This is a genomic window from Chryseobacterium piscicola (genome assembly GCF_900156685.1).
GTDB lineage: Bacteria > Bacteroidota > Bacteroidia > Flavobacteriales > Weeksellaceae > Chryseobacterium > Chryseobacterium piscicola.
Genome location: NZ_FTOJ01000003.1, coordinates 94,569 through 119,369 on the forward strand (window position 1 = coordinate 94,569; position 24,801 = coordinate 119,369).

The window sequence follows — 24,801 nt, forward strand, 5'->3', positions numbered from 1 at the left end:
TTTCTTCATTGAGAGTTGGTGGCAAACAAAATTTTACCGTTTAGAAATTTTATTAAGGCTAATTGTTCGCTGTCTGCTGCATTTAAACCGATCAATTTCATGATTTCTTTTCATTAAATGTTTTTGGCTTACTCCCGAATTTACCCTCTTTCTCCAAAGCCTAAAACTTGATGGTTTTAATTCTCTTCTCATGAGTTCTATCACTTCAGATTCGGTAATTCCAAACTGAAATTCTATTGCTTCAAATGGTGTTCGGTCTTCCCAAGCCATTTCAATAATGCGGTCTGTTTGTATTAAATCAAAATCTTTCGCCATTGTTGTAAATTTTTAATCTTTTTTTTGTGATCTTAAAATGGTTAGAATTTTTCTCCTTCATTATTTTATCCAATGTTTGCAAGATTATTCAAATTCTAAAATTTAGTTTAAAAGAAAACTTATTTGTTTTTTCAAAAACTTGCAAAAATACAATATTCTATTTTTCAATACGTTCCATTACAGATGTTCTCAAAATCTAGATATTTGAATGTATTTTCACCTTGTTTTTGCGGCATTTCTCACTGCAATATTTTACTTCGTCCCAATTTTTTTTCCATTTCTTTCTCCAATTGAAGTGCAATCCGCAAACTTCACAAATCTTTGAAGGTAAGTTGGCAGGCATTTATGAGATAAAATTTTTATATTGATTAATCACGATATTTTTGGCTCTCAAATCGTGCATCATATTGTATAAACCAAAAAATGTTCTGTTAAGATAAATAAAGTGTCTAGAACCTCTATTGGTGTTCATTCCTTTCATATCGCTTAGTTTCGCGTATCTCTGCCCCAAGTCTGCAATTTCTTGAAAGAAATTTTCATCAGAAAAATCAAAATTTATTGCGTTGAAAGGTCTTGTGAACAATTCTAGTAATTCATAGAATAATTTTGTGAAAAATGCCTGTTCCTGTTGAGAATCGTTCGAACGTAAAATCTCTAGCTGGAAAAGCTTTTCTCTGAAAACATCAGGATTATTCAAATTCTCTCGTTTAGCCAATTCAAAATAAGGTTTGTAAAAATCATTGGGAATTTCCTTGATACATCCAAAGTCAATTACCAAAAGTTTTTTATCTTCTGAAACCAAAAAATTTCCTGGATGCGGATCTGCATGCACTTGCTTAAGAACGTGCATTTGGTACATATAAAAATCCCAAAGCGTCTGTCCAATTGTGTTTAGATCTTCCTGAGAATTGTCTTGTTTTGTAAATTCTGAGAAATGTTTTCCGTTCATCCAATCCATCGTGATGATTCTTTCACAAGAGAACTCAGGATAATATTGAGGAAATTCAAGATTAGGAAGATGGCTGCATTTTTTAGAAATTTCTTGGCTTCTTATCAATTCAAGATTATAATCGGTTTCTTCAAAGAGTTTATTTTCTACCTCTTGAAAATAAGATTCTGAACCTTCTTTTTTGATGTTAAACATTTTCATGGCAATTGGCTTTACCATTTTCAGATCGCTTGAAATGCTTTCTCTTACTCCGGGATATTGAATTTTTACAGCAAAATTTTTATCTTCTTTCTTTGCTTTATGTACTTGTCCTATGCTTGCTGCGTTTACAGATTCATTTGTAAATTCATCAAACATATCTTCCGGGTTTTTCCCGAAGTATTTCCTGAAAGTTTTCTTTACCAAGGCTCCGGAAAGTGGTGGAACAGAAAATTGTGACAAAGAAAACTTCTCTACATAAGCCTGTGGAAGTATGTTTTTTTCCATACTCAACATCTGTGCAACTTTTAAAGCAGAACCTTTTAATTCTTTTAGTGAGTCATAAATATCTGTAGCATTATCTTCATTTAAGGTTTTTCGTGCCTCCACCTCATCTTTGATGATTTTATTTCCGTAATATTTGATGTAGTTAACGCCCACTTTTGCACCTGCTTTTAGCAAACTGCTAGTTCTTTCTAGCTTTCCTGTGGGTATTTTATTGAGTGTTTTCATTTTTAAATTTTATTATTAATGCACTTAAAGAGTTTCATTATTCAGATTTATCATTTAACTTTTTCTGAATTTTTCTTTAAACAAAAATTTTCCAAGGTCAATTACTTTTCTCAGAGGCTCATTATCCATCAACTCAAAACCTGTGTCTACCGTTTTTTCAATGAAAACATCTGTCTTTTCAAATGAAGGTGAAGTGTCTTTTTTCCAAAACTCTATGGAGGAAACAAAATGAATCCACAGAGCTTCTTCTCTAGCTTTTTCATGTAAGTTTTTCATGTCTTCTTTTGCTTTTTTAATCATTTCAAAATCATTAAAATCGAGCGTTTTGATGAAGTTTCTATGCGTTTCTTTGAGATGATTAGAAAGTTTTGGGGAATGCAGTTTGTCACTGCCCAAAATCATTAAAACCAAAGAACGGTTCATTGTCATATTTTCAAAGAAGATAAAATAAACATTCAATAGCTTTTCTTTTGACGTGATTTCATCAGAATTATTAACCTCTGATGCCAGTGCTACAGATTGATCAAAAAGATTAACCAACATTGATTTTTCAATTTGCTCAAAGCTTGAAAAGTAATTGTAAAAGTCTTTTTCTTCAAACTTATTTTCTTTTGCGAAGCGGTAAATATTTTTGGGTCTTTCGCCGTGATTCAAAATGTAATCTCCGTACAATTCAAATATTTTTTCTTCTGTAATTAGATTTTCTTTTTCCATTTTCAAATTTTATTTCAACAAATTTAGTAATTTATTTTACTAATTAAATAAATAAAGTATAAATTTGTACTATATAAATGATTTAAAATATAAGTAATGCTCAAAATACAAGCTCAAACTAATGTACCAACTGATTTCGGAATGTTTACCGTATATGCATTTTCTGAAAATGAAAATGACTGGAGCCCGCATTTGGTTTGGGTTGCTGAAAAAACAGATTTTAGTGCGGTGGTCAATGTACGTTTTCATTCGGAATGTATTACAGGAGAAGTTTTTCATTCCAAGAAATGTGAATGTGGACAACAACTGGATGCTGCCATGAATTTCATGTCAGAAAATGGAGGAATTATTATTTATCTCAGACAAGAAGGGAGGAATATTGGAATCATCAATAAGTTAAAAGCTTATGCTCTCCAAGAACAGGGTTTTGATACGGTAGAAGCTAATTTGAGATTGGGTTTGCCGGCAGATGGTAGAAATTTTGATATAGCAATTGAAATGCTGAAAATTCTGGGAGTATTAGAAGTAAATTTACTAACCAATAATCCTGAAAAACTGAAAGCTTTCAATAATAGTGGGATTTTGCTTAACAAAAGAATTTCTTTGGAAATTGCATCAAATCCAATTAATGCTTCTTATCTTACAACAAAGAAAGATTATTTCGGGCATCTTTTGGAAAAACTTTAATTTCAATCTTTAGATCAGAAAAATCTTTTTACTAATTCAAAAAAAATAATCTCGTATGAAAAAAATTTTATTAACAGGAGCAACAGGTTATATTGGTAAAAGGATGATAAGTGTGATTACCGAGCAAGGCTATAAAGTTGTTTGCTGCACTCGTGACATCAGTAGGTTTTCTAAACCTGCGGGTATTGATGATAGTTTAATAGAGGTAATTGAGGTTGATTTTCTGAAAAAGGAAACTCTACAGAATATTCCCAAAGATATTTCTGGTGCATATTATCTAATGCATTCTATGAGTACAACTGCTGATTATGAAGAATCTGAGAAAATTTGCGCTCAGAATTTTGTTTCTGAGATTGAGAAAACTCAGTGTAATCATATTATTTATTTGTCTGGATTGGTTAACCAAAAAGAATTATCAAAGCATCTTAATTCAAGATTTAATGTAGAGAAAATATTGATTGATTGTAAGATAGCAACTACGGTATTAAGAGCTGGCATTATCATTGGTTCCGGGAGTGCGTCTTTTGAAATCATCCGTGATTTGGTTGAAAAATTACCAATAATGATTACCCCAAAATGGCTCACTACCAAATGCCAACCTATTGGAATTGCTAATGTATTGGATTTTTTAATCTTCACTCTATTCAAGAAAGAAGCCTACCGTAAAAGTTTTGATATCGGTTGTGATGATGTATTGACTTACAAAGAAATATTATTGGGCTTTGCTAAAATTAGAGGTTTGAAAAGAACCATAATTACCTTGCCCATAATGACGCCAAAACTGTCTTCTTATTGGTTATACTTTATCACTTCTACCACATACAGTTTGGCAAGTTCGCTCGTTGGAAGTATGAAAATAGAAGTGGTTTGTAATAAAGAAAGTTTATCAAATATTAAAAAAATAACAGGCATAACCCCATTTTCTTATGAACAGGCTTTGCAGAGGACGATGGCAAAGATTCAGGCAAACGAAATACGTTCCAGCTGGAAGGATAGCTTCATCAGCAGCAGAAACGATTCTTCACTGAAAGAATTTATAGAAGTACCGCATTTTGGTTGTTTCAAAGATATTAGAAATGAAAAATATGACGACCGAGAAAAATGTCTCGATCGTGTTTTTGGTTTAGGAGGCAAAAACGGTTGGTACGGACAAAGCCTATGGAAAATAAGAGGTTATATGGATGTTCTGGTTGGTGGTCCTGGTCTTAGAAGGGGAAGAACGCACCCGCTACAGCTTCACGAGGGAGACGCTCTGGATTTTTGGCGTGTTATTTATGCCAATAGGGATGAAGGTAAACTTATACTCTTTGCAGAAATGAAATTACCTGGGGAAGCCTGGCTGATGTTCAAATTATATAAAGGAAAACTCTGGCAGAAAGCCGTTTTCCGACCAAAAGGATTGTGGGGTAGATTGTATTGGTTTTCTGTATTACCTTTTCATGGATTAATTTTTAAGGGAATGCTGAAAAGATTGGCGAATGGAACAATAAAATAAATTTTTGCACCTATGTGGCTCCTATTTAGCAAACGAACAGTGTAATCGTATTTATCTTTACCTATATAACATAAAATAGATTGAGACTGAAGTTTTTCTGAAATTTGTGGAGTAGGAAAAGATACTTGCGCAGGCTGAAACTAATAAAAAATTTATCTTGAAAAAAATAGAATAGTGTAGAATGATTTTTTTTGCAAAAAATATATTTCTGGTTGATAGAATGTGAAACCCTCCCCGCATGGCGAGGGTTATTGTTTGCAATTAGTAATAGCTATTTTTTTTTAATTTTTAAAATAATATTTTTTCTTTAATGCTAGGCTTATTTTTACTAATACTATTAAAACAGGAACCTCCACTAAAGGCCCAATCACACCAACGAATGCTTGTGAAGAATGAATTCCAAAAACTGCTATGGATACAGCAATAGCTAATTCAAAATTGTTTCCTGTTGCCGTAAAAGCAATAGATGTATTTTTGTCGTAAGGAATCTTCAGTGCTTTGCTAACGAAAAAGCTAATAAAAAATGTGAGAATAAAGTAGATTACTAAAGGGATGGCTACTTTTACAACATCCATAGGTAATTCTAAAATTTTGTTCCCCTTCAAACTAAACATAAATACGATGGTAAATAACAAAGTATACAATGTAATAGGAGAAATTGTTGGAATAAATTTTCCATTAAACCAGTTTTTTCCTTTTAATTTAATCAGAAAATAGCGGCTCACAAATCCTGCAATAAATGGAATTCCTAAATAAATAAAAATACTTTCGGCTACCTCTTTAATCGGCACGTTAATATTGAAACTACCCAAACCCAATTTTTGTGGCAAAACATTTATAAAAAGCCATACGTAAAAACTATAAAACATCAATTGGAAAATACTGTTGAGTGCTATCAACAAAGCTGCATATTCTCTATTTCCTTTTGCTAAATCGTTCCATACAATTACCATTGCAATGCATCTTGCTAAGCCAATCAAAATTAAGCCCACCATATAATCTGGCTCATCTCGAAGAAAAATAATAGCCAATACGAACATTAAAATAGGACTGATGATCCAATTTAATAATAATGATACGGACATGATTTTTTTGTCTTTAAAAGCCATTGGTAATAAAGAATAATCCACTTTTGCCAAAGGCGGATACATCATCAAAATTAAGCCAATGGCTAAGGGAATATTTGTTGTTCCTACAGAAAGTGAGTTAGTAGCACTAGATATATTAGGAAAGAGATATCCTAAACCAACACCCAAAAGCATTGCTAAAAAAATCCAAAGAGTAAGAAAGCGATCGAGAAATTTTAATTTTGGTTGCATCGTCTAATTTTTGAGTTGAGGGTATTGTTTTGTAATTATTAAATTTTCAGTTTCTTTCATAGCTTCAATTTCAATTTTTACCATTCATTTATCATCCAATGGATTATAATTTACATATTTGGGTTTATTTAAAATTTGCCCATTGTTTTCAACTATTTTTATTGATAAAGGCATCAGTATTTTAAAGTAATTGAAAGCTATTGGAAATTCTATTTTTCAATTTTTTTTAAATTTAATAGCCACGTCTTAGATTTTCTGCGTACTCGTTTGGAAGAGGGCTGTTTTCTATTGCTTTTGCGGCCTTTTCAAAGTCATAATCAAAGCGGATAAATTCTACACTGATGCTTTCTTTGTTTAAAACAGAACTGTTTTCATTAATCGTCAACATTACATAACCTCCTCTTATGTCGTTGTCTTTTGGCTTCCCAACGGAACCTATATTTACTGCATGACGAAAATGATTTTGTCCATCAATACATGAATTTAAAACTCTGTGATAAGGTTTATGCGTATGTCCGAAGCACATAATATCTGCATCGGCTTGTTCCATAATACGGAGCATGCTTTTTTCTTCCCGATCTTCGAAAAGATATTCATTTATTTTTCTCGGACTCCCGTGTACCAAAAGCAGGTTTAGTTTGTCTTCATTCAATTGAAATTCTACTTTAATATGTGCTGGAAGTGTACGCAAATAAGAACGTTCGTCTTCATTCATCAAAGAATTTGTGAAAGAAATAGAAATATTGCCATTGTCTTTTTCACTATCTGTTTTGTATGCACACCCACATTCGTTGCTCATTCTCCCGATGCCAAAATCGTAGTTCCCCGCAATAGTTGGTATCTTTCTTTTACGGATTTCATTTACCACTTCGTTTGGCCATATATTGTAACCAACTAAATCGCCCAAACAATAAATACTGTCGGGATTTCTTCTATCCACATCTGCAAAGAATGCTTCTAATGCCGGTAGATTAGCGTGAATATCGCTGAATAATGCAATCTTCATTTCTATTGATTTTTTATTATTTATATTATTTTAACAACACCCGCCACCTGGTGTGCAAGAATTGCCATTACTTATGTTGAGTTCAGATAAATTTTTCTTTTCTTTTTCTGTTGGGACTCCACAAGCGTCTTGCGCTAAACAAGCTGTGGTTTTATTCTTTAAAACAAATGTTTTTCCATTAAATTCTAAATCATATTTCCCGATGGTATCACTTTGATATTCAACTTCAATATCAAAATCTCCGATACCCAATTTATCTTCAGAAAGTGTAATGATGTTGAGTAATTTGTGCGGTTTCAAACGGTGTTCAAAATCATTGGCATTCCACAATTGAAAATTCACTACTTTTTCTGAACGGATTATACCGCCACAATCGATAAAGTTTTTGGTAATCATTCCCACCTCTGTAACGTGGAAATGTTCGGGAACATAAGTTCCATTTTCTAGTTGAAATTCAACATTTTCTAATGTTGGTAAAATTTCTTTAATCTCTGAAAGTTTCATAATAAAATATCTATAGTTTAAATGCAATATTGCGATAAATCTTATTTAAAAAAAAGCTTAACAGCATTTTGATTTGGTAACAGATTGCACTATTTGCGAGAAATATGTGTTTAATATCTCTATTGTTTTTTCATCTATACAATAGCAAATTGCATTTCCTGTAATATTCCCTTTTATAATTCCTGCATTTTTTAATTCTTTTAAATGCTGAGAAACCGTGGGTTGAGCTAAAGGTAATTCACTCACTATATCTCCACAAATACATGCGTCTACCTTCATTAAATATTCAATAATAGCTATTCTAGCAGGATGTCCTAATGCTTTTGCAATACTTGCAATTTGATTTTGTTTATCTGTAAAATGTTCAGTTTTTGTTGCTCCCATTATTGTAAATTTAATATTGCAATATTACGATAAATATACGGAGTAATTACTTTAATAGAGTAGTTATATTTTGCCTGTAACAATTTGTTAACATTAAATAAGAAAATTACCCTTAGAAAAACGTAATTTTACAGCATGGGAAAGAAGAAAAAAAAAGTAACGAAAGAGCAGCTGGATGAACTGAAGGGTTTAAGAAAACATCTGTCACAACAGTTATCTGTTGACAATAAACTTAATACTTTAATTCAGGTAAGCCAAGTCTTAAGAACGATTAACGTGACTAGTACTTTTGCAAGCAATATCTCTACAGAATTTACCGGACTGGAAGTTTTTGGAGAACGATACAATAATTTTCCGAAAATAACTTCTGTGATAGATGACGCGATAGACTATTATGATGAGCAATTGAAATCTTTCTAGAGATTACTTCTAAAACTAATTTTTAAAATTTTCATTTATTCTTTTAAAAATTAGTTTTTTATAATGCTTTCTTAATTTGTAATCAAGTTTAGGGTCTTGAAGTAGTTTGTTACTTACATCAAGGCCCGTAAAATAGATTTTTGTTTTGTTTTCGTTGATTGGGAAAATGGTAAAACTCACATTTTTGAGCGTATCATTATCTAAAATGAGCAATTTTTTGAGGTATTTTTTCCCTCCACTCACAGTATCAATTTCTCTTCCGTATTTAATCGGCATTACGGTATCAAACTCAATTCCATTTAGTTTTAATTGCTGTAGCACAAACATTTTATCTTTATGAATGGTCATTTTACAATTGTGACATTTCAGATTTCCTTCGTTCATTGTATAATAAAAACTTGGTGGAGGAGATTCTGAAAAGAGAATCAATAGAGTAGGAAAGAGAATCAGTTTAGAATTGAGTTTTTCAATTCTAAACTTTTGCAGCATTTTTTCATTTCGAATTAAGTAATAAGGAATTGGTAAGAGTAGAAGAACAAGTAAATCGCTGTAATCTACAATTCTAGAAGTTTGGATTGGCGAAATTTTGTTATAAAAATCGAGCAATGACTGAGAATATTCGCTTTTCCAAAAAGAAAAAATAGCAGCTGCTATAACGATGCTGTATTCTTTTAATTTTGGGAAAATATAGGTCAGCAATAACGGGAAAATAAGAATTCCGAGAACATCAGATAACTTTCCGGTAATAAAATTAGGGTATTTAAATTTGAAAATATGATCGTTCAAAAATAAAATCAAAATTCCCAGAATGAAAATATAATTAACGATTAATACTTTGTTGCGTTCTTTATTCATAAGGTTCTCAATAAATTTCAGATTATTATTAAGGCTTTATTTAAAGTGAAACGAAAAATCAGGTTTATTATTTCATCAGCTAAATAGGTAAAGCTTAAATTCATCAAATTAGTTATTTCAAATCATTTTAAAAACTCATTAATTTTAAAGTCTTCCAAGAATTTTTAAAGTTAACCAGATGATTTCCAACGCATAATACAAAAGTGTTTTCAGAGAATTAGAGAATGATGATTTTGCTTTGTAAAAAAAAAACGGAGCCTGAAAAATCAAACTCCGCTTATTAGTTTTTTCAACTAAAATTATTTACCTAAATAAGATTTCAAAATCTTACTTCTAGTATTGTGTTTCAGTCTTTTAATTGCTTTTTCTTTAATCTGGCGAACTCTTTCTCTTGTAAGATCAAAAGTCTCTCCGATTTCTTCTAAAGTCATTGGGTGTTTTCCATTTAATCCGAAATACAATCTTACCAAGTCAGCCTCTCTCGGTGTTAATGTATTCAAAGCTCTTTCAATTTCAATTTGAAGAGACTCAAGCATCAAATCTTTATCTGGGCTTGGAGATTCTCCAGAACGCAAAACGTCATACAAGTTAGAATCTTCACCTTCTACCAAAGGCGCATCCATAGACAGGTGTCTTCCGGAGTTTTTCATTGATTCTTTGATGTCTTCCTCGCTCATATCCAAAACTTCAGCCAATTCTTCCGGAGAAGGTGGTCTTTCATTTTCTTGCTCAAGGTGTGCGTAGGCTTTGTTGATTTTATTGATCGAACCGATTTTGTTCAATGGCAATCTTACAATTCTCGACTGCTCTGCCAAAGCTTGTAAAATCGACTGACGGATCCACCAAACTGCATAAGATATAAATTTAAAACCTCTGGTTTCGTCATATCTTTTTGCTGCTTTCATCAATCCTAAATTACCTTCATTAATTAAATCGGGCAAAGAAAGACCTTGGTTTTGGTATTGTTTAGAAACTGAAACTACGAAACGAAGATTGGCTTTGATTAGCTTTTCCAAAGCGACTCTATCGCCGGCGCGGATTTTTTGTGCCAAATCTACTTCTTCGTCTGCGGTAATTAGTTCAACTTTACCAATTTCCTGCAAATACTTGTCTAATGAAGCGGTTTCCCTGTTGGTAACCTGCTTGGTTATTTTTAGTTGTCTCATTTATTTTTCCTCAAAAAAGAGTTAGTATTATATTATACGTATAAGAAACCAAAAAGGTTACACTGGTTTTGATTTTATTTTAATTTAATTTAAACCGATTGGAAAATAAGTTGTAAATTATAAAACTTATTTAATAAGTTTTCCTTGAATTTTAGGAAAACATAAAAAAAAGCGAAACCAAAGTTCCGCTTTATAATTTAATGTAAGAAAGTGTTACAAATCATTTTTAGAACAAATCATTCAACAATTTCGCCAATCTCAAACCACCGTTTAGAAGTTGTGTTTCCATTGTACCGTTAAATTTGTACTGGTAATCGTAAGACAATTTTGAGTCATTGGGAGTTTGCGCATAAATTTTGTTGGCAATTTGGTGAGAATCGTACAACCAGTTTTCTAATGTTCCAGATTGAATTTGTTTTACTTCATCTTTGGTTTTAATATCCAAAAGTTTAGCATACTCTGTATAACTGTATTTTTGAGAATCAACCAACTTGCCATCCCAAACAGAGTGAAGATTGGTTTTTTCTCCGAAATAAGTAACATTAATTTTGTTTCCACCCAAATCTTCTGATCTTCCGGTATGCATTGGTTGAGACAAATCTCCCATCATGTGAATAAGAAAAATCAACGCTATTTTTCTGTCTTTTTCAGGAGTTTTTTCATCTTTAATTTGTGCAGATAAAGTTTTTATTTGGCTGTATAGACTAGCTCCAGACTGCGTTTTCAAATTCTTCTCAAATGCAGTGAAATCTGTTTGAGGATCAATGTTTACATAATGCCAAACTGAAGTTTGCTTCCAAGTTTCGGTGGTGTCAGATTTTATAAAGTCTGGCCAGTTTGCCCAATAGGCCAAACGCTCTTCTCCCATCATTTTTTTTATTTCTCTTCTAGCTTTACCAGATAGGTGATTTTCTGCAATCTCTGCAATGATACGATGACCCGTAAGTCCCCACGCATAAGAGTAGGCTGAACTTGCGATAAATGCTAAAAGCAAAATTTTCGAACAAATATTTTTCATTTTTAAATAATTTTCAGACTGCAAAGATAAGCTTCATCAACCAAAAAATCTTTGAATTAATAAAAATTCATAGTCAGAAAAAAAAACAACCGTTATACAAATAGGTCCAAATAGCAACCCTAACTAAGCTTGGAATTGTATATCATAAAAAAATAGAATAGGAGTAATGAGTGAAAAAGATAGCCTTATTTTTTCACCAAAATTTTCTCGGTTGCTTGCCTGCTTAAAATTTCTTTAGAATTATTAATTTCTATTGTCATAGACTTGTCGAAATTTTCAATTTTTAAGACTGAAATTTCAGTATTCAGCAATAAATTCTTTCCGGTAAGATACGTAAGGAAACCATCATCAGACAAAGTAAGTGATGTGAAAATAACTTTATCGCCCACTGAGCAATTAGATAACTGAAGTAAATCCTGTGCGATAATGTTTCCTTGTTTATCTGGAATTGGCTCGCCATGAGGATCGTATTTAGGATAATTCAGAATTTCATCCATTTTATCAAAAAAGATTTGAGAATGTAGGTGCTCTAGTTGTTCTGCAATTTCGTGTACATTTTCCCACCCGAAATTCATTTTTTCTACCAAAAACATCTCTGTAAGACGGTGCTTTCTTACAACAAGTGAAGCTTCACGCATTCCAGAAGAAGTTACGGTAAGAGGTTTGTAAGTTTCATAGATGACCCATTTTTTCTCTGCAAATTTCTTCATCATATTGTTTGTACTGGGCATTTTTACATTCAAAAATTTACTCAGTTCGTTGATTGTTACATTATTATTATCATTAACGAGATGGAATAATGCTTTTAAATAATTCTCTTCGGTAAGTGTTGTTTTCAAAATGTTAGAAACTTATAGGTACAAATCTAACAAAATAATATTTTATGAATAAAAATTTGTAATTAAATTTTATCTTTACTTCATGAAAATCTCTTTTAAAAACGACTATTCTGAAGGGGCTCATCCTGATATTTTACAAGCATTAGTGAATTATAATGAAGATCAGCAACCAGGATATGGTGAAGATTTTTATTCATTAAAAGCGAAAGAAATTATAAAAAAAAAATTGAACTCTGAAAAATCTGAAATTTATTTTGTTTCTGGTGGAACTCAGGCTAACTTAATTGTAATTTCATCTATACTAAAACCTTATCAAGCGGTTATTGCAGCAACCACAGGACATATTCTCAACAACGAAACTGGTGCGATTGAGGCTACAGGACATAAAATTTTAGGGGTAGAAACTGCTGATGGGAAACTTCGTCCTTCAGATATTGTTCAGATTCTTGAAAATCATAAAAATATTCCGCATCAGGTAATGCCAAAATTGGTTTATATCTCCAATTCAACAGAATTGGGTACAATTTATAAAGCTGAAGAATTACAATTACTTTCTAAATTTTGTAAAGATAATAATCTCTATCTTTTTATGGATGGAGCAAGACTAGCACAAGCTTTAACTTCGGAAATTAATGACTTGAAATTTGATCAAATTGCTGATTTAACGGATGTATTTTATATTGGTGGCACAAAGAATGGAGCTTTAATAGGTGAGGGGATTGTAATTAATAATCCGGATTTACAACAAGATTTTGCATTTAACATTAAACAAAAAGGAGCCCTTTTGGCGAAAGGAAGACTTTTGGGTATACAGTTCCTGGAACTTTTTAAAGATAATTTATATTTCGAGCTAGGTGAAAATGCCAACATTCAAGCGATGAAAATCAAAAAAGTAATGACTGAAAATGGGATTCAATTTCTAAGCGATACATCAACCAACCAAATATTTCCGATTCTTGAAAATACTATTATTCAGAAACTTTCAGAAAATTTTGAATTTTATGTATGGCAAAAAATTGATGAAGAAAAATCAGCGATTCGTATAATAACATCTTGGAATACAAAAAACTATGTTGTAGAAGAATTTACTAAAAGATTGAAAGATTTTTTTTTAAAATAACAAAACAGCCATTTGCCTGTTTTGTTATTTTAAAATCTCATTTATTTTTTCGCAATTCGCTGTTTCCAATTTTTGATTTTCTGGGTAAGAAATTTTCTTTTCGTTTTCGTAAATCATTTGCCCTGCATTATCTTTTTGATTTCCTATACCTTCAAAAAGTGAATTATCTTTTTGCAAAAAGTAAATATCTCTTTTACTGGTTGTTCCTTCAGCAGTAAATTCATAAGTCAGTTTTAAGGTATCACCAGATCTAAATCCTGAAACATTGCCTTTTGAGCTGTCTTTTTCATGATTTTTATACATTAATTTTCCGGTAATTGTCCCCAAGTTGTCGTCAAAATTAGCCACAATTGTGTCTTTGCCAATAACTTTCATGTAGCAGAAATTTTTTGCACCTAGCGTATCAATTGGTTGATTTGCAATTTCTGTAGTGTCTTTTTTCACAGTATTATTTTCTTGTTTTTCTTGTTTTTTGCAACTAAAAACGAGAATGCCTAAAATACCTGTAATTATTAATTTTTTCATTGTAGAAGATTTCTTTAATATTGGTTTAGCGAATGTAAGTAAGAAATCACAAATTGACAAACTTAGTTTTCGGGATTATTTAGAGCTATAATACTCAATTCTATAATGTCCTATAATTTATATTATGTTAACTTTTAGATTTTCCCTGTACTTTTTTTCTCACTAAAAACACAAATTAATGCTTCAGAATCTTGAAGCATTATGTTGTTTAACTGTTTGATAATGTGTTGTATTCGTCTCTATTTCTTTAGGAACTAATGCCTCGATATAGTTTTTTAATCACATCTTTATAACTTGTTTTTTACTTTTTTTGAAAGAAAATAAAAAAAATATTTTTCCGAATTTTCAAAACTATTGCAAAAATTTCCAAAAATTAGATTCGTAAAGTTTTGTCTTTTAATAGTTTAGATTTGAATTTAATTTATTTTCTTTCAACAACTTAGGTGTTTTCTGATGTCTGTGAGAAAAAAATAATGAAAAGACGACAAACTATTCTATAATTAGATTTCCGAGAGAAACTTCATCGTATCTACATTATCAGCATAAGTATCTAAACTAGGATTTTGCGCTTCGCCAAAGGCAACTGAGTTTTCAAAACCTTCAGTTTGAGAGACTACACATTGAATGTTTTCTTCATTTTGAACAAGAAAATTTTTCACGTCATCCAAATTATCATATCTGCTGAAGTTAATCACAGAAAGCGGGCTGAATAGCTTTTCATCTTCTTTCAACATTATAAAATTATTATCCCAAAATTGATCTTGATTTAATAGATATACTGCCCTATTGTAATCATAATTATTAGCATATTTATTATGATTTATAATGTCTTGATAATTGATGAAATTTTCAAAAATTTTGTCAATTAAATAATCTTTTGGTAAAAAAAGACGGGTTACATTTCTGCATCCTAAACCAAAATACTGAAAAATATCTTTAGCTAAAAATGCTAGCTCTTCATTAGTTTCATTTCCTGAAATTATGGCTACAGAAGTTCTGTTTTTGCGAATTATTGAACGTTGCTTTCTAAAATAATATTCAAGATAACGTGCCGTATTGTTACTTCCGGTGGCAATTACCGCATCGAAATTTTCAAGTCGCTCTACAATTTCGTATTGAAGATTTCCGTTGGAGATTTCATTCCATTTTTTAAGTAAAAAAGGAAGTAGTGTTTTGTCTTTAGATGATAATTTAATCACTGGAATGTGATTGCTCAATATCACAGAAATTACATCATGAAAACCTACCATAGGAATATTTCCGGCAAGTATCAAACCTACTCTTTTTTGAACTTTGTTTTCAGAATATTGGCTCAGCCATTCCGTAATCTGGGGATAATTTAAAACCGAAACCCATTGTTCTAGTGCCTTTTTTTGATTTTCTAAAGTAAACCAAGGGTTTTCAATTTCTGATTTTCTTAGGGTTTGTTCCAATTCTAAATCATTTTCGTTGAAATCTTCAGAATTTTTTGTTAAATATGTTTTTATTAAGTCACTTAATTGGACAAGTTCTAAAACTTTGTGTTCAACATTCATAATTCGTTTAAATTTGGGAATATTTCGTAATTTTGTACAAATTTAAAAAAAATTAGCGATGGCTATTAAAATAACTGATGAATGCATTAATTGCGGTGCCTGCGAACCAGAATGTCCCAACAATGCAATATATGAGGGAGCAGTAGATTGGAAAGCATCTGAAGGTACTGAACTCAGAGGAAAAGTGACCATGCATTCTGGTCTTACGATTGATGCGGATTCGCCTCAAGAACCCGTAAGTGACGATGTGTATTTTATTGTAACAGATAAATGTACAGAGTGTAAAGGTTTTCACGAAGAGCCTCAATGTGCCGCAGTTTGCCCTGTAGACTGTTGTGTGCCAGATGAAGATCACGTAGAAAGTGAAGAAACATTACTTAATAAGAAAGCATTCCTTCATGGCGAATAAAATCTGCCGTCTCACTTGAAATGAGGCGGTTTTTTTTTATCTTTAAATTTTTAAAATAAAATAAACTCTTATAAATAAAAAGCAGTGTAATCTCTGCAAAAAAAAAACTTTAAAATTATGAGTAAAAAGCACAACTTCAGCGCAGGACCATGTATCTTACCTCAAGAAGTTTTTCAAAAATCAGCAGAAGCCATTTTAGATTTCAACGGTATCGGTTTATCTCTTCTTGAAATTTCTCACAGAAGTAAAGATTTTGTTGCTGTAATGGATGAAGCACGAGCAATTGTAAAGCGATTAATGAATCTTGGAGATGATTATGAAGTGCTTTATCTTGGTGGTGGAGCAAGTTTGCAGTTTGCAATGGTGCCTTATAATATTCTAAAAGTTGGCGGTAAAGCAGCTTACTTGGATACTGGCGTTTGGGCCGCAGGAGCTATTAAAGAAGCTAAAAAAGTAGGAGAAGTGGATGTAGTTGGTTCTTCAAAAGAAGATAATTACTCTTACATTCCAAAAGATTATAAAGTAGGTTCAGAATATGATTATTTCCATTGTACATCAAATAATACAATTTACGGAACGCAGATAAAAGAATTTCCTAAAGTAGATACTTTGATGGTTTGCGACATGAGTTCAGATATTTTCTCAAGACAACTTGATTTCTCAAAATTTGATTTGATATATGCTGGAGCTCAGAAAAATATGGGACCTGCTGGAGTAACTTTGGTTGTAATTAAAAAAGAAATTTTAGGAAATACAGGAAGAGAAAATATGTTTTCAATCCTAGATTATTCTCAGCATATTTCTAAAGAATCAATGTACAATACGCCACCAGTTTTCCCAATTTTTGCAACTTTACTAACGCTGCAGCATTTAGAAAACAACGGAGGAATTGCGGCTGCAGAAGAAAGAAATATTACAAAAGCAAAACTTTTGTATGACGCTATAGATAATCATCCTTTATTTGAAACCTATTGCCATGAAGAAGATCGCTCTTTGATGAATGTTTCATTTAAGTTAATTGATGATTCTAAGAAAGAACAATTTGATGCAGCATGGAAATCTGCTGGTATAAGCGGACTTAATGGTCACCGTAGTTTAGGGGGGTATCGTGCAAGTATCTATAATGCATTACCTATTGAAAGTGTGCAGGTTTTGGTAGATGTGATGAATTCAATAAATTAACATATATTAGACAACCCAAAATTTATCACAATTTAAGGTAAAATGTCAAATCTTAACAGAGGATAATCTCTTCTTTACTATCTGATATTGAATAAAATAAAAATGAGTATGAAAATTTTAGCCAACGACGGAATTTCAAAAAGTGGAGAAACAGCACTTAAAAATGCAGGTTTTGAAATTTTGGAGCATAGAGTTGCTCAAGATCATCTTGCTAATTTCATCAACGAAAACAAGGTCAATGTACTTCTTGTAAGAAGTGCTACCAAAGTGCGAAAAGATCTTATTGATGCCTGTCCGAGTTTGAAAATTGTGGGAAGAGGTGGTATTGGTATGGATAATATAGATGTAGAATATGCTATAGAAAAAGGTCTTTACGTAATTAACACACCTACTGCTTCATCAAAATCTGTTGCAGAGCTTGTTTTCGGACATTTTTTTTCATTAGCGAGATTTCTTCACGAATCCAATAGATTGATGCCTTTGGAAGGAGAAACTCATTTTAATGCTATGAAAAAATCTTTCAATAATGCTTATGAACTTTCTGGCAAAACGTTGGGTGTTATCGGTTTTGGAAGTATTGGGCAAGAAGTAGTGAAAATTGGAATTTCTTTAGGTATGAAAATTAAAGTTCTTACAAGGAAACCCAAAACTGAAATCTTGAAATTAGAATTTTTTGACGGACAGAATTTAAGCTTTGAAATTACTTCAACCAACAATTCTGATGAATTTCTAAGAAATACAGATTTCATTAGCATAAACACACCCAAAACAACAGAATACATCATAGATACTCCTCAATTTGAGAAAATGAAAGATGGAGTTTATATCGTAAATACTGCAAGAGGGGGCGTTCTGAATGAAGTTGCACTACTCGATTTTATAGAAAATGGAAAAGTTGCTGGTGCAGCTTTAGATGTTTTTGAAACAGAACCCAACCCAGAATTAATCCTTTTAATGAATTCTAATCTTTCACTTTCGCCACATATTGGTGGAAATACGATTGATGCACAAGAAAAAATTGGGATTGAGCTTGCAGAGCAAATTATTAAAATCAACCAAACTATATTATAAAATATGCCTGTTTTTAGACCATTCCGCGGAATAAGACCTCATAAAGATCATGAGTCGACCTTCCCTACACATCCTTTAGACAACTTTACTCAGGCTCAGATTACAGAAAAGGCTCAGAAAGAAAATACATATATCAATATGATAAAGCCTTATGTGGTGAGCAAATCTAAAGACGTAGATAGGAATTTAAGGAAAATACGCACCACTTTTGAAGAGCTTGTAGAAGAAAATATATTGATACAAGACAGTTCTTCTTTCTATTTGTATGAGCAGATTTACCCAAACAAACAGGTGTATAGAGGTTTGATGGGGCTTGCAAGCATAGAAGATTTCTTGAACGGAAAAATCAAAAGACATGAAAGCACGATTCCTCAGAAAAAAGAGAAACTCGCCCATTATTTAGATAAAGTAAATTTACAGGCAGAACCCGTGTTGTTAACCTATCAATCTAGCCCCAAAATTGAGCTTTTGATGAATCATGAAGAGAAAAATGTCCCTATTTTTAATCATGTTGATACCATCGGAATCCGACATAAAATTTGGAGAATTGATAATCGATTAAAACTTCAACAATTTAAAGAAGTTATTGATCAAATTGAATCTTTTTACATTGCCGACGGGCATCATAGAATTGGCTCTACCGCCTTATATGCACAACGTCATAAAGAGAAAAACAAAAGACATAGCGGTACTGAAGCTTATAATTTTGTTTATAGCTTCATTGTCTCCAACCAATCAATAAAAATTCACGATTATAACCGTGTAGTGACTGATTTAAACGGGCTCTCTACAGAAGATTTTTTAAAGAAAATAGAAAAATATTTTTTGATTCATGAGAAAGGAGAAACCCCCTATTACCCGTCGCAAAAGTTTCATATTTCTATGTATCTAGATGGTAAATATTATTCCCTTCATGTAAGACATGATCTTCGTTCGCAAGAGATGTCGTTAGATAATCTAGATCATCATCTTATAGATAAATATATTTTCAACGATATTTTAGACATCAAAAACTCTGACAGTTCAGATAAAATCTCTTATGTAAAAGGCTCATCCAACCTTACAGGAATCAGTCTTTTGAAAGAAAAAGTAGATAATGGAGAAGGAAAAGTAGGATTTGGAATTTTCCCTGTAAGTTTTAATGATATGATTAAAATTTCTGATTTAAAATTAAGAATGCCACCAAAATGTACTTTTATAGAGCCAAAATTAGTTACAGCTTTGTTAATGTATGACATGAAGCAGTAACTATTTTATTTTTTAATTAAATTTATGCTCTGAAAAGATTCGGGCAGTTTTAAAATGAAAAAAATACTCATTATAATTCCACTCTTTCTGGGTGGATTTTTATTTTCCCAGAAAAAACCTGTTAAGAAGCCAAAAACGGCTGCAGAAAAATTTAATTATCATGAAGAATTCAAAAAAATTTCTGATGAAATATTAATTAACAGTACGGCTTATAATAACTTAGGGGAATTAACCAAAAGTGTAGGTGCAAGATTTAGCGGGACAGTCGGTTATGCCAAAGCTGCAGATTGGGCAGAAAAAAACCTTAAGGAAGCTGGTGCAGAGAAAGTTTGGAGACAAGATGTAAAGGTTCCCGTTTGGATTCGGGGTAGAGAATATTTGCAGATAAAAGCAGCAAACGGCGATTGGAAATCAATTAAAATGCTGTCTTTTGGAAATTCTGAAGGTACAGATGGTAAAGATATGATTGCAGATATCATGATGATTAATGATGTGAAAGATTTAAATAAATTGATTTCTGCTGATGTAAAAGACAAAATTATTTTTGTGAATTACCCTATGGACCAAACGTATGTAAATCCTGTTGATGCCTACTTGAGTGCAGCCAAAAATAAACTTCTGGCAGCTTCAGTTATTGGCCAAAAAGGTGCTAAAGCATTAATTATAAGATCACTTACAACAGCAATTGATGATGTTCCTCATGCGAAAATGATTGTGTATGAACCGGATGACAAAGCAAGAATTCCTGCTATAACTATTGGGGCAAAATCTGCTGATGAACTAGAAAAACTTTTGTCTAAACAAACTGTGAAGGCGAAACTCAATATGTCTGCGCAATCCAAAGGCGAAACGGTGAATCAAAATATTATTGCCGAAATTCCCGGAAAAAAAGACGGGAAAATAATTTTGCTAGGTGCACAATTAGATTCTTGGGATTTTGCGGAAGGTGCTCACGATGACGGTACTGGTGTAGTACAATGTATTGAAGTTTTGAGGGCTTTTAAGGCTTTAGGTTTAGAGAATAATCATACCATTCGAGTAATTTTATATGCCAATAGTGAAAATGGCGGACAAGGGCGGGATATGTACGCAGCTTATGTGAAGAAAAAGGAAGAAAAGCATATTTTAGCATTAGGCTCAGATTCGGGCGGTTATTCGCCACGAGGTTTCAGACTAGATATGTCGCCCCAGAGAAGAAGACTGATTTTTGAATGGAAAAACTATTTTCTACCTTATGGCGTTTATGATTTTGATCAAACTGAAGCTATACAGGATGTTTTACCTCTAAAAAAACTAGATATTCCTTTAGCTGAAATGGTGGTAGATACCCAAAGATACTTTGATTATCACCACTCTACCGAAGATACTTTAGATAAAGTAAATAAGCGTGAACTCCTTATGGGGGCAGTTGTGATGACTCAGTTGATTTTTATGGTTGATAAAAATTGGTAAAACAAAAACGGTACTTTTAATGTACCGTTTTTTTATTTTTTTTAGCTTCTGTTTAAGCGAAATCAAAGCAGTGTTTGTATTTACTTTCTGTAATAAGGGTAATGAAGTGACCATATTGCGGAAATATTACACCTCTTTCTTCCTCTAGGCAAAGTATTTTATTTTCTTCGTCATAATAGAGGCAAATATATTCAAAGCTTTCATTATAAATGCTTTCTAAGAAATTTTCTATCTCGGAAATGTTGATACCACCAATTGAAACATTACCCAGCTCGAGACCAGATTCTGATAAGAATTCGATTTTTTTCATCTTTGTATTTTTTTCTTAAAATTAAGCAAAATTTTGTAATCTCCAAAAAAAAATTGATTTAGCAGTTAAGTTCACATATATTTCGATTAATTTTGTTATAATCGATTATCTATAAATTTAATTTAAAATAGATTGATTATTGTAATAGATTTAATAAACATATTACTTCCTTGAAATTACTGTATTCTGCTTTTTTTGTTATTAAATTTAAATTTTAAACATGAAAACTTTATTGACAGAATATATTTAAATTTAAATCTAAAATATATTAAAATATTTAACCAACTAGTGCAATTATGTGATTGTGTTTGGTTCAACTACTATTGATGGCTTAATAGAATATCTGTAAATAGTTTTACTTTTGTACTTCTTGCTTGGTTGTTTCTAGTTTATTAATATCAAGATAAGTTCAAAACATCTTCTGTGGGACCACATTTGCCTTTGTAATTTAAAACCTATTGTTTTATCAGAAACTTTGCAGATAGATTGTGGTATTTTGTGTTCCGATTTTTTTAGACGAATCAAATCCTACTCTATTAATGCATAACGCGTTGTTTGGTAATCAAATATCCTTAACTTTACCCGCTTTTAATATTGTTCTACATGATTGAAAATACCTTTGGATTAAATATAATACCCGAGAATGAAAACGAGAGGCTGCAAGCTCTACAAAGATATAAAATTACGGATACACCTTCTGAAGATAGTTTTAATGGTATAGCTAAACTGGCAACCCAGATTTTTAATGTTCCTATAGCGTTGATTTCTCTTGTAGATTCAGAATCAGTTTTTTTTAAGGCAAATATAGGAATGGGAAGTGCAAAAAAAACCAACCGTGGTAAAAGTTTGTGTTCCTTGGCGGTATTGAACCAAAATGTTACTGTTTTTGAAGATGCATTGAAAGAACCTTGTTTAATGACAAATCCTAATGTAATAGGTGATTTTGGACTAAGGTTTTATGCAGGTGCTCCTTTGATTACACATGACGGACATTTAATAGGAACTTTGTGTATCATAGATCAAAAAACAAGATTATTTTCTGCGCAAGAGAAACAAATTCTTGAGGGGTTGGCAAAAACGGCAATGGATCAAATTGAACTTAGACTTTCTTCCTTAGATACTATTGAAAAGCTTGAAAACAGCGAGTTACGTTTAAAATCTTTTATAAAAAATGCCCCTGTAGCTTTCGGAATTTTAAGTGGCGAAGAATTGATTATAGAAACAGCCAACGAAATGATTCTCAAACTATGGAGAAAAAATAAAGACGTTATAGGTAAACCTCTTGCAGAAGCTCTACTTGAATTGAAAGGGCATCCATACCTTAATATTCTTGCTGATGTGCTAAAAACAGGAACGCCTTACGTGGGAAATACAGCAAAAACAAAACTTGAAAATAACGGAAATCTGTATGATGCATGGTTTGACTTTATTTATGAGCCCCTAAAAGATGAAAATGGAAACACTACTTCAATCATTGTAATCGCTAACGAGGTAACAGACCAAATAAATAAAAAACAAGAGCTGGAAACTCTTAATCAACAATATGAAATGGCTTTAAAAGCCGGGCAACTAGGAACTTATACCCTTGATCTTGTTACAGGTAAAATGATTTGCTCTGAAGTATGCAAAAACAATTATGGTCGTTTAAAAAATGATTTGTTCAACTTTGAAGATTTGTTGGAATCTATTGTTCCGGAATATAGAAATATAGTGACTGCGAAAGTAAATGATTCTATTGAAAATGCAGTTCCTTATAATGCTGAATATTTAATACAATGGCCGGATGGCTCTTTTCACTGGATGAATGCTTCTGGATTAACAAGTTACGATTCTGAAGGGAAACCCGCCTATATGAATTGCGTGACATCTGATATTACAAAACGCAAAAATTACGAAACTCAAAAAGATGATTTTTTAAGCATTGCAAGTCATGAGTTGAAAACTCCTATTACAAGTTTAAAAGCCAGCATACAACTTTTAGATAGGTTAAAAAATCGACCTAATCACGACAAGATTCCTAGATTGATTGAGCAATCTGTGAAGAGTATTGATAAACTTACAATACTGGTAGATGATCTTCTTAATCTAAATAGACTGAGCGGCGGAAAAATGGAACTCGTAAAAACCAACTTTATTATATCTGAAATGCTCGATGCCTGTTGCGAATCTCTTAGGCTTGCAGAAACCCACCAAATAAAAATAATTGGAGATTTACAGGCGAAAGTGATTGCAGATGAAGATCGTATTTATCAAGTAGTTGCCAATTTTCTTAATAATGCATTGAAATATGCCCCACATTGTAAAGAGATTTTTTTGACGATAGAGAAAATTGGTGATTCAATGAAAATTGGCGTAACAGATTTTGGAGATGGAATTGATGAAGAAATACAGCCTCTCTTGTTTGAACGTTATTTTAGAGCACATTATGAAGAAAAACAATATTCTGGTTTAGGCTTAGGATTGTATATTTCAGCAGAAATTATAAAACGGCATGGTGGAGAAATTGGTGTAAATAGTACAAAAGGCTACGGTAGTACGTTTTGGTTAACGCTACCAATGCATGAAGAATCATGAATTACCAAATTCAATTGATAAGAGCAATTGTAGTTTAGTTTTTATAGAGATTTAAAATTCTTTGCATAACGAAAATAATATTTTTTGCTTTAATTTAAATTTTAACAATTAAAAAAAATAGTATATTTAAAAATGGAAAAAAGAGATCAACTCATCATCAAATACCTCGTTGAAGGCTTTAAAGTAAATGAAATAAGAGGTCAATTAAATTTGCATCATTCCATAGTTATGAGTGAGAGTCTAGTGGAAAAAAGACTAAGCAGCCTTAGAAAACTATACAAAGCGAAAACTCTTTTTCAGCTTGCTATACATCTAAAAGATGAAAAAGTAATTTAATTGTTTTAAGATTAAAAATAATTTTAATGTAGAATAATTTTGGCTTCTGATTTGCTTAACCACGGATATGAAAACTATCTATATACTTGAAGACGATACAGGCATCAGAGATGCTTTACAATTGTTATTATCATTTGAAAACTATGACGTTCGTTCATTTTCAACTATTTCCGCATTTACGGAGAGAGATAAATCTATTGTTCCAGACTTATTTATTTTTGATGTCATGATGCCAGATGGTTTGGGTACTGATGTTTGCAATCAAACGAAGAACGACCCTCAATCTGCTACGGTTCCAGTTATGATTATTAGCGCACATGCTAAAAACGATGATGTTGTAAAATCTTGCAATGCAGATGTATTTATAAGTAAACCTTTTGATATTGATGATGTAATCACTCAAATTGAAAACTTAACGAGAGACTCAAAATCTGAAGGATAAAATTCAAATTTTGGGATTTTTCAATTATTATTTAATAGAGATTTTTCCATTTTTTTCTTTACTAAAAGCAATATTTATAAAATTAAAAAGACTTTTCAGTTCAAGAAAAGTCTTTTTAATTTTATAAAACAGTACAAAAAGTTAATTGATTTAAAAACAATTTTATCAGATAAAAATCACAATAATTGTTTAATCCTCGGGAGCTGTTGTTGTGA

27 protein-coding genes are annotated in these 24,801 nt (G+C 31.8%); 12 read left to right on the forward strand and 15 right to left on the reverse strand.

Going from position 1 to position 24,801, the window contains the following annotated elements:
* Positions 1-33: 33 nt before the first annotated feature.
* The 4 genes from BW939_RS06470 to BW939_RS06485 form a co-directional block, all read right to left on the reverse strand.
* Positions 34-315: a TIGR03643 family protein gene (locus tag BW939_RS06470; protein ID WP_076450993.1), complete on the reverse strand. Its 282-nt coding sequence runs from the start codon at positions 313-315 to the stop codon at positions 34-36.
* Positions 316-511: 196 nt separating this feature from the next.
* The gene (locus tag BW939_RS06475; protein WP_076450995.1) at positions 512-658 is read right to left on the reverse strand and encodes a DUF2256 domain-containing protein; all 147 of its coding nucleotides are present in this window, start codon (positions 656-658) and stop codon (positions 512-514) included.
* Positions 659-1,975, reverse strand: a complete 1,317-nt coding sequence (locus BW939_RS06480; RefSeq protein WP_076450997.1) for an ABC1 kinase family protein — start codon at positions 1,973-1,975, stop codon at positions 659-661.
* A gap of 54 nt (positions 1,976-2,029) precedes the next feature.
* Complete coding sequence (locus tag BW939_RS06485; protein ID WP_076450998.1) at positions 2,030-2,689, reverse strand: TetR family transcriptional regulator C-terminal domain-containing protein; 660 nt, start codon at positions 2,687-2,689, stop codon at positions 2,030-2,032.
* A gap of 96 nt (positions 2,690-2,785) precedes the next feature.
* On the opposite strand from BW939_RS06485, the gene ribA reads away from it, so the two are divergent.
* Together ribA and BW939_RS06495 are read left to right on the forward strand one after the other, a co-directional pair.
* Positions 2,786-3,376 carry a GTP cyclohydrolase II gene (ribA, locus tag BW939_RS06490; protein ID WP_076451000.1) on the forward strand — a complete coding sequence of 197 codons (591 nt, stop codon included), beginning with the start codon at positions 2,786-2,788 and terminating at the stop codon, positions 3,374-3,376.
* Between the two features lie 55 nt (positions 3,377-3,431).
* Complete coding sequence (locus tag BW939_RS06495; RefSeq protein ID WP_076451001.1) at positions 3,432-4,871, forward strand: SDR family oxidoreductase; 1,440 nt, start codon at positions 3,432-3,434, stop codon at positions 4,869-4,871.
* A 281-nt stretch (positions 4,872-5,152) separates the two neighbouring features.
* On the opposite strand, the gene arsB is transcribed toward BW939_RS06495, so the two are convergent.
* The 4 genes from arsB to BW939_RS06515 all read right to left on the reverse strand — a co-directional run bounded on the left by arsB (position 5,153) and on the right by BW939_RS06515 (position 8,084).
* Entirely contained in the window at positions 5,153-6,190 is a 1,038-nt protein-coding gene (arsB, locus tag BW939_RS06500) for an ACR3 family arsenite efflux transporter (protein ID WP_076451003.1), read from the reverse strand.
* A 232-nt stretch (positions 6,191-6,422) separates the two neighbouring features.
* Complete coding sequence (locus tag BW939_RS06505; RefSeq protein ID WP_076451005.1) at positions 6,423-7,196, reverse strand: metallophosphoesterase family protein; 774 nt, start codon at positions 7,194-7,196, stop codon at positions 6,423-6,425.
* Between the two features lie 30 nt (positions 7,197-7,226).
* Positions 7,227-7,700, reverse strand: a complete 474-nt coding sequence (locus BW939_RS06510; protein ID WP_076451006.1) for a DUF6428 family protein — start codon at positions 7,698-7,700, stop codon at positions 7,227-7,229.
* 57 nt (positions 7,701-7,757) lie between these two features.
* A complete protein-coding gene (locus BW939_RS06515; protein WP_076451008.1) occupies positions 7,758-8,084 on the reverse strand; it encodes an ArsR/SmtB family transcription factor in 327 nt (108 codons plus the stop codon).
* Positions 8,085-8,219: 135 nt separating this feature from the next.
* Here BW939_RS06515 and BW939_RS06520 point away from each other — a divergent pair, with 135 nt between their 5' ends.
* Positions 8,220-8,504 carry a hypothetical protein gene (locus BW939_RS06520; RefSeq protein WP_076451010.1) on the forward strand — a complete coding sequence of 95 codons (285 nt, stop codon included), beginning with the start codon at positions 8,220-8,222 and terminating at the stop codon, positions 8,502-8,504.
* Between the two features lie 15 nt (positions 8,505-8,519).
* Here the strand turns inward: BW939_RS06520 and BW939_RS06525 are convergent, their stop codons facing one another.
* The 4 genes from BW939_RS06525 to BW939_RS06540 form a co-directional block, all read right to left on the reverse strand.
* A complete protein-coding gene (locus tag BW939_RS06525) occupies positions 8,520-9,359 on the reverse strand; it encodes a hypothetical protein (RefSeq protein ID WP_076451012.1) in 840 nt (279 codons plus the stop codon).
* Positions 9,360-9,658: 299 nt separating this feature from the next.
* Positions 9,659-10,525, reverse strand: coding sequence for a sigma-70 family RNA polymerase sigma factor (locus tag BW939_RS06530; protein WP_034757900.1), 867 nt, complete (start codon positions 10,523-10,525; stop codon positions 9,659-9,661).
* Positions 10,526-10,751: 226 nt separating this feature from the next.
* Positions 10,752-11,543: a S1/P1 nuclease gene (locus tag BW939_RS06535; RefSeq protein WP_076451013.1), complete on the reverse strand. Its 792-nt coding sequence runs from the start codon at positions 11,541-11,543 to the stop codon at positions 10,752-10,754.
* Positions 11,544-11,728: 185 nt separating this feature from the next.
* Complete coding sequence (locus BW939_RS06540) at positions 11,729-12,382, reverse strand: metal-dependent transcriptional regulator (protein WP_076451015.1); 654 nt, start codon at positions 12,380-12,382, stop codon at positions 11,729-11,731.
* An 82-nt stretch (positions 12,383-12,464) separates the two neighbouring features.
* Between BW939_RS06540 and BW939_RS06545 the strand changes: the two genes are divergently transcribed.
* Positions 12,465-13,502 carry a threonine aldolase family protein gene (locus tag BW939_RS06545; RefSeq protein ID WP_076451016.1) on the forward strand — a complete coding sequence of 346 codons (1,038 nt, stop codon included), beginning with the start codon at positions 12,465-12,467 and terminating at the stop codon, positions 13,500-13,502.
* A 24-nt stretch (positions 13,503-13,526) separates the two neighbouring features.
* Here BW939_RS06545 and BW939_RS06550 read toward each other — a convergent pair whose 3' ends face one another.
* A complete protein-coding gene (locus BW939_RS06550; RefSeq protein ID WP_076451018.1) occupies positions 13,527-14,027 on the reverse strand; it encodes a hypothetical protein in 501 nt (166 codons plus the stop codon).
* Between the two features lie 500 nt (positions 14,028-14,527).
* On the reverse strand, positions 14,528-15,562 hold the full coding sequence (locus BW939_RS06555) for an acyl-CoA reductase (protein ID WP_076451019.1): 1,035 nt from the start codon (positions 15,560-15,562) through the stop codon (positions 14,528-14,530).
* A gap of 58 nt (positions 15,563-15,620) precedes the next feature.
* Here BW939_RS06555 and BW939_RS06560 point away from each other — a divergent pair, with 58 nt between their 5' ends.
* The 5 genes from BW939_RS06560 to BW939_RS06580 all read left to right on the forward strand — a co-directional run bounded on the left by BW939_RS06560 (position 15,621) and on the right by BW939_RS06580 (position 20,924).
* Positions 15,621-15,971 carry a 4Fe-4S dicluster domain-containing protein gene (locus BW939_RS06560; protein ID WP_076451021.1) on the forward strand — a complete coding sequence of 117 codons (351 nt, stop codon included), beginning with the start codon at positions 15,621-15,623 and terminating at the stop codon, positions 15,969-15,971.
* Positions 15,972-16,088: 117 nt separating this feature from the next.
* Positions 16,089-17,153, forward strand: coding sequence for a 3-phosphoserine/phosphohydroxythreonine transaminase (serC, locus tag BW939_RS06565; RefSeq protein WP_076451023.1), 1,065 nt, complete (start codon positions 16,089-16,091; stop codon positions 17,151-17,153).
* A 108-nt stretch (positions 17,154-17,261) separates the two neighbouring features.
* Positions 17,262-18,224: a D-2-hydroxyacid dehydrogenase gene (locus BW939_RS06570; RefSeq protein WP_076451025.1), complete on the forward strand. Its 963-nt coding sequence runs from the start codon at positions 17,262-17,264 to the stop codon at positions 18,222-18,224.
* A gap of 3 nt (positions 18,225-18,227) precedes the next feature.
* A complete protein-coding gene (locus BW939_RS06575) occupies positions 18,228-19,472 on the forward strand; it encodes a DUF1015 domain-containing protein (RefSeq protein WP_076451028.1) in 1,245 nt (414 codons plus the stop codon).
* A 54-nt stretch (positions 19,473-19,526) separates the two neighbouring features.
* Complete coding sequence (locus BW939_RS06580; protein ID WP_084566613.1) at positions 19,527-20,924, forward strand: M28 family peptidase; 1,398 nt, start codon at positions 19,527-19,529, stop codon at positions 20,922-20,924.
* 52 nt (positions 20,925-20,976) lie between these two features.
* Here the strand turns inward: BW939_RS06580 and BW939_RS06585 are convergent, their stop codons facing one another.
* On the reverse strand, positions 20,977-21,234 hold the full coding sequence (locus BW939_RS06585) for a hypothetical protein (protein WP_076451030.1): 258 nt from the start codon (positions 21,232-21,234) through the stop codon (positions 20,977-20,979).
* 603 nt (positions 21,235-21,837) lie between these two features.
* On the opposite strand from BW939_RS06585, the gene BW939_RS06590 reads away from it, so the two are divergent.
* The 3 genes from BW939_RS06590 (at position 21,838) to BW939_RS06600 (ending at position 24,586) form a co-directional block, all read left to right on the forward strand.
* Positions 21,838-23,808: an ATP-binding protein gene (locus BW939_RS06590; protein WP_076451033.1), complete on the forward strand. Its 1,971-nt coding sequence runs from the start codon at positions 21,838-21,840 to the stop codon at positions 23,806-23,808.
* A gap of 132 nt (positions 23,809-23,940) precedes the next feature.
* Positions 23,941-24,144: a hypothetical protein gene (locus tag BW939_RS06595; protein ID WP_076451035.1), complete on the forward strand. Its 204-nt coding sequence runs from the start codon at positions 23,941-23,943 to the stop codon at positions 24,142-24,144.
* A 67-nt stretch (positions 24,145-24,211) separates the two neighbouring features.
* A complete protein-coding gene (locus tag BW939_RS06600; protein ID WP_076451038.1) occupies positions 24,212-24,586 on the forward strand; it encodes a response regulator transcription factor in 375 nt (124 codons plus the stop codon).
* Positions 24,587-24,801 lie beyond the last annotated feature (215 nt).

Coding starts and splice junctions, on each gene's coding strand:
- BW939_RS06505 (WP_076451005.1), bottom strand. CDS start 7,196: ATGAAGATTGCATTATTCAGCGATATTCACGCTAATCTACCGGCATTA.
- BW939_RS06595 (WP_076451035.1), top strand. CDS start 23,941: ATGGAAAAAAGAGATCAACTCATCATCAAATACCTCGTTGAAGGCTTT.
- BW939_RS06520 (WP_076451010.1), top strand. CDS start 8,220: ATGGGAAAGAAGAAAAAAAAAGTAACGAAAGAGCAGCTGGATGAACTG.
- BW939_RS06600 (WP_076451038.1), top strand. CDS start 24,212: ATGAAAACTATCTATATACTTGAAGACGATACAGGCATCAGAGATGCT.
- ribA (WP_076451000.1), top strand. CDS start 2,786: ATGCTCAAAATACAAGCTCAAACTAATGTACCAACTGATTTCGGAATG.
- BW939_RS06550 (WP_076451018.1), bottom strand. CDS start 14,027: ATGAAAAAATTAATAATTACAGGTATTTTAGGCATTCTCGTTTTTAGT.
- BW939_RS06580 (WP_084566613.1), top strand. CDS start 19,527: ATGAAAAAAATACTCATTATAATTCCACTCTTTCTGGGTGGATTTTTA.
- BW939_RS06590 (WP_076451033.1), top strand. CDS start 21,838: ATGATTGAAAATACCTTTGGATTAAATATAATACCCGAGAATGAAAAC.
- BW939_RS06535 (WP_076451013.1), bottom strand. CDS start 11,543: ATGAAAAATATTTGTTCGAAAATTTTGCTTTTAGCATTTATCGCAAGT.
- BW939_RS06545 (WP_076451016.1), top strand. CDS start 12,465: ATGAAAATCTCTTTTAAAAACGACTATTCTGAAGGGGCTCATCCTGAT.
- BW939_RS06480 (WP_076450997.1), bottom strand. CDS start 1,975: ATGAAAACACTCAATAAAATACCCACAGGAAAGCTAGAAAGAACTAGC.
- BW939_RS06495 (WP_076451001.1), top strand. CDS start 3,432: ATGAAAAAAATTTTATTAACAGGAGCAACAGGTTATATTGGTAAAAGG.
- serC (WP_076451023.1), top strand. CDS start 16,089: ATGAGTAAAAAGCACAACTTCAGCGCAGGACCATGTATCTTACCTCAA.
- BW939_RS06560 (WP_076451021.1), top strand. CDS start 15,621: ATGGCTATTAAAATAACTGATGAATGCATTAATTGCGGTGCCTGCGAA.
- BW939_RS06525 (WP_076451012.1), bottom strand. CDS start 9,359: ATGAATAAAGAACGCAACAAAGTATTAATCGTTAATTATATTTTCATT.
- BW939_RS06555 (WP_076451019.1), bottom strand. CDS start 15,562: ATGAATGTTGAACACAAAGTTTTAGAACTTGTCCAATTAAGTGACTTA.
- BW939_RS06515 (WP_076451008.1), bottom strand. CDS start 8,084: ATGGGAGCAACAAAAACTGAACATTTTACAGATAAACAAAATCAAATT.
- arsB (WP_076451003.1), bottom strand. CDS start 6,190: ATGCAACCAAAATTAAAATTTCTCGATCGCTTTCTTACTCTTTGGATT.
- BW939_RS06470 (WP_076450993.1), bottom strand. CDS start 315: ATGGCGAAAGATTTTGATTTAATACAAACAGACCGCATTATTGAAATG.
- BW939_RS06575 (WP_076451028.1), top strand. CDS start 18,228: ATGCCTGTTTTTAGACCATTCCGCGGAATAAGACCTCATAAAGATCAT.
- BW939_RS06585 (WP_076451030.1), bottom strand. CDS start 21,234: ATGAAAAAAATCGAATTCTTATCAGAATCTGGTCTCGAGCTGGGTAAT.
- BW939_RS06485 (WP_076450998.1), bottom strand. CDS start 2,689: ATGGAAAAAGAAAATCTAATTACAGAAGAAAAAATATTTGAATTGTAC.
- BW939_RS06475 (WP_076450995.1), bottom strand. CDS start 658: ATGCCTGCCAACTTACCTTCAAAGATTTGTGAAGTTTGCGGATTGCAC.
- BW939_RS06530 (WP_034757900.1), bottom strand. CDS start 10,525: ATGAGACAACTAAAAATAACCAAGCAGGTTACCAACAGGGAAACCGCT.
- BW939_RS06510 (WP_076451006.1), bottom strand. CDS start 7,700: ATGAAACTTTCAGAGATTAAAGAAATTTTACCAACATTAGAAAATGTT.
- BW939_RS06570 (WP_076451025.1), top strand. CDS start 17,262: ATGAAAATTTTAGCCAACGACGGAATTTCAAAAAGTGGAGAAACAGCA.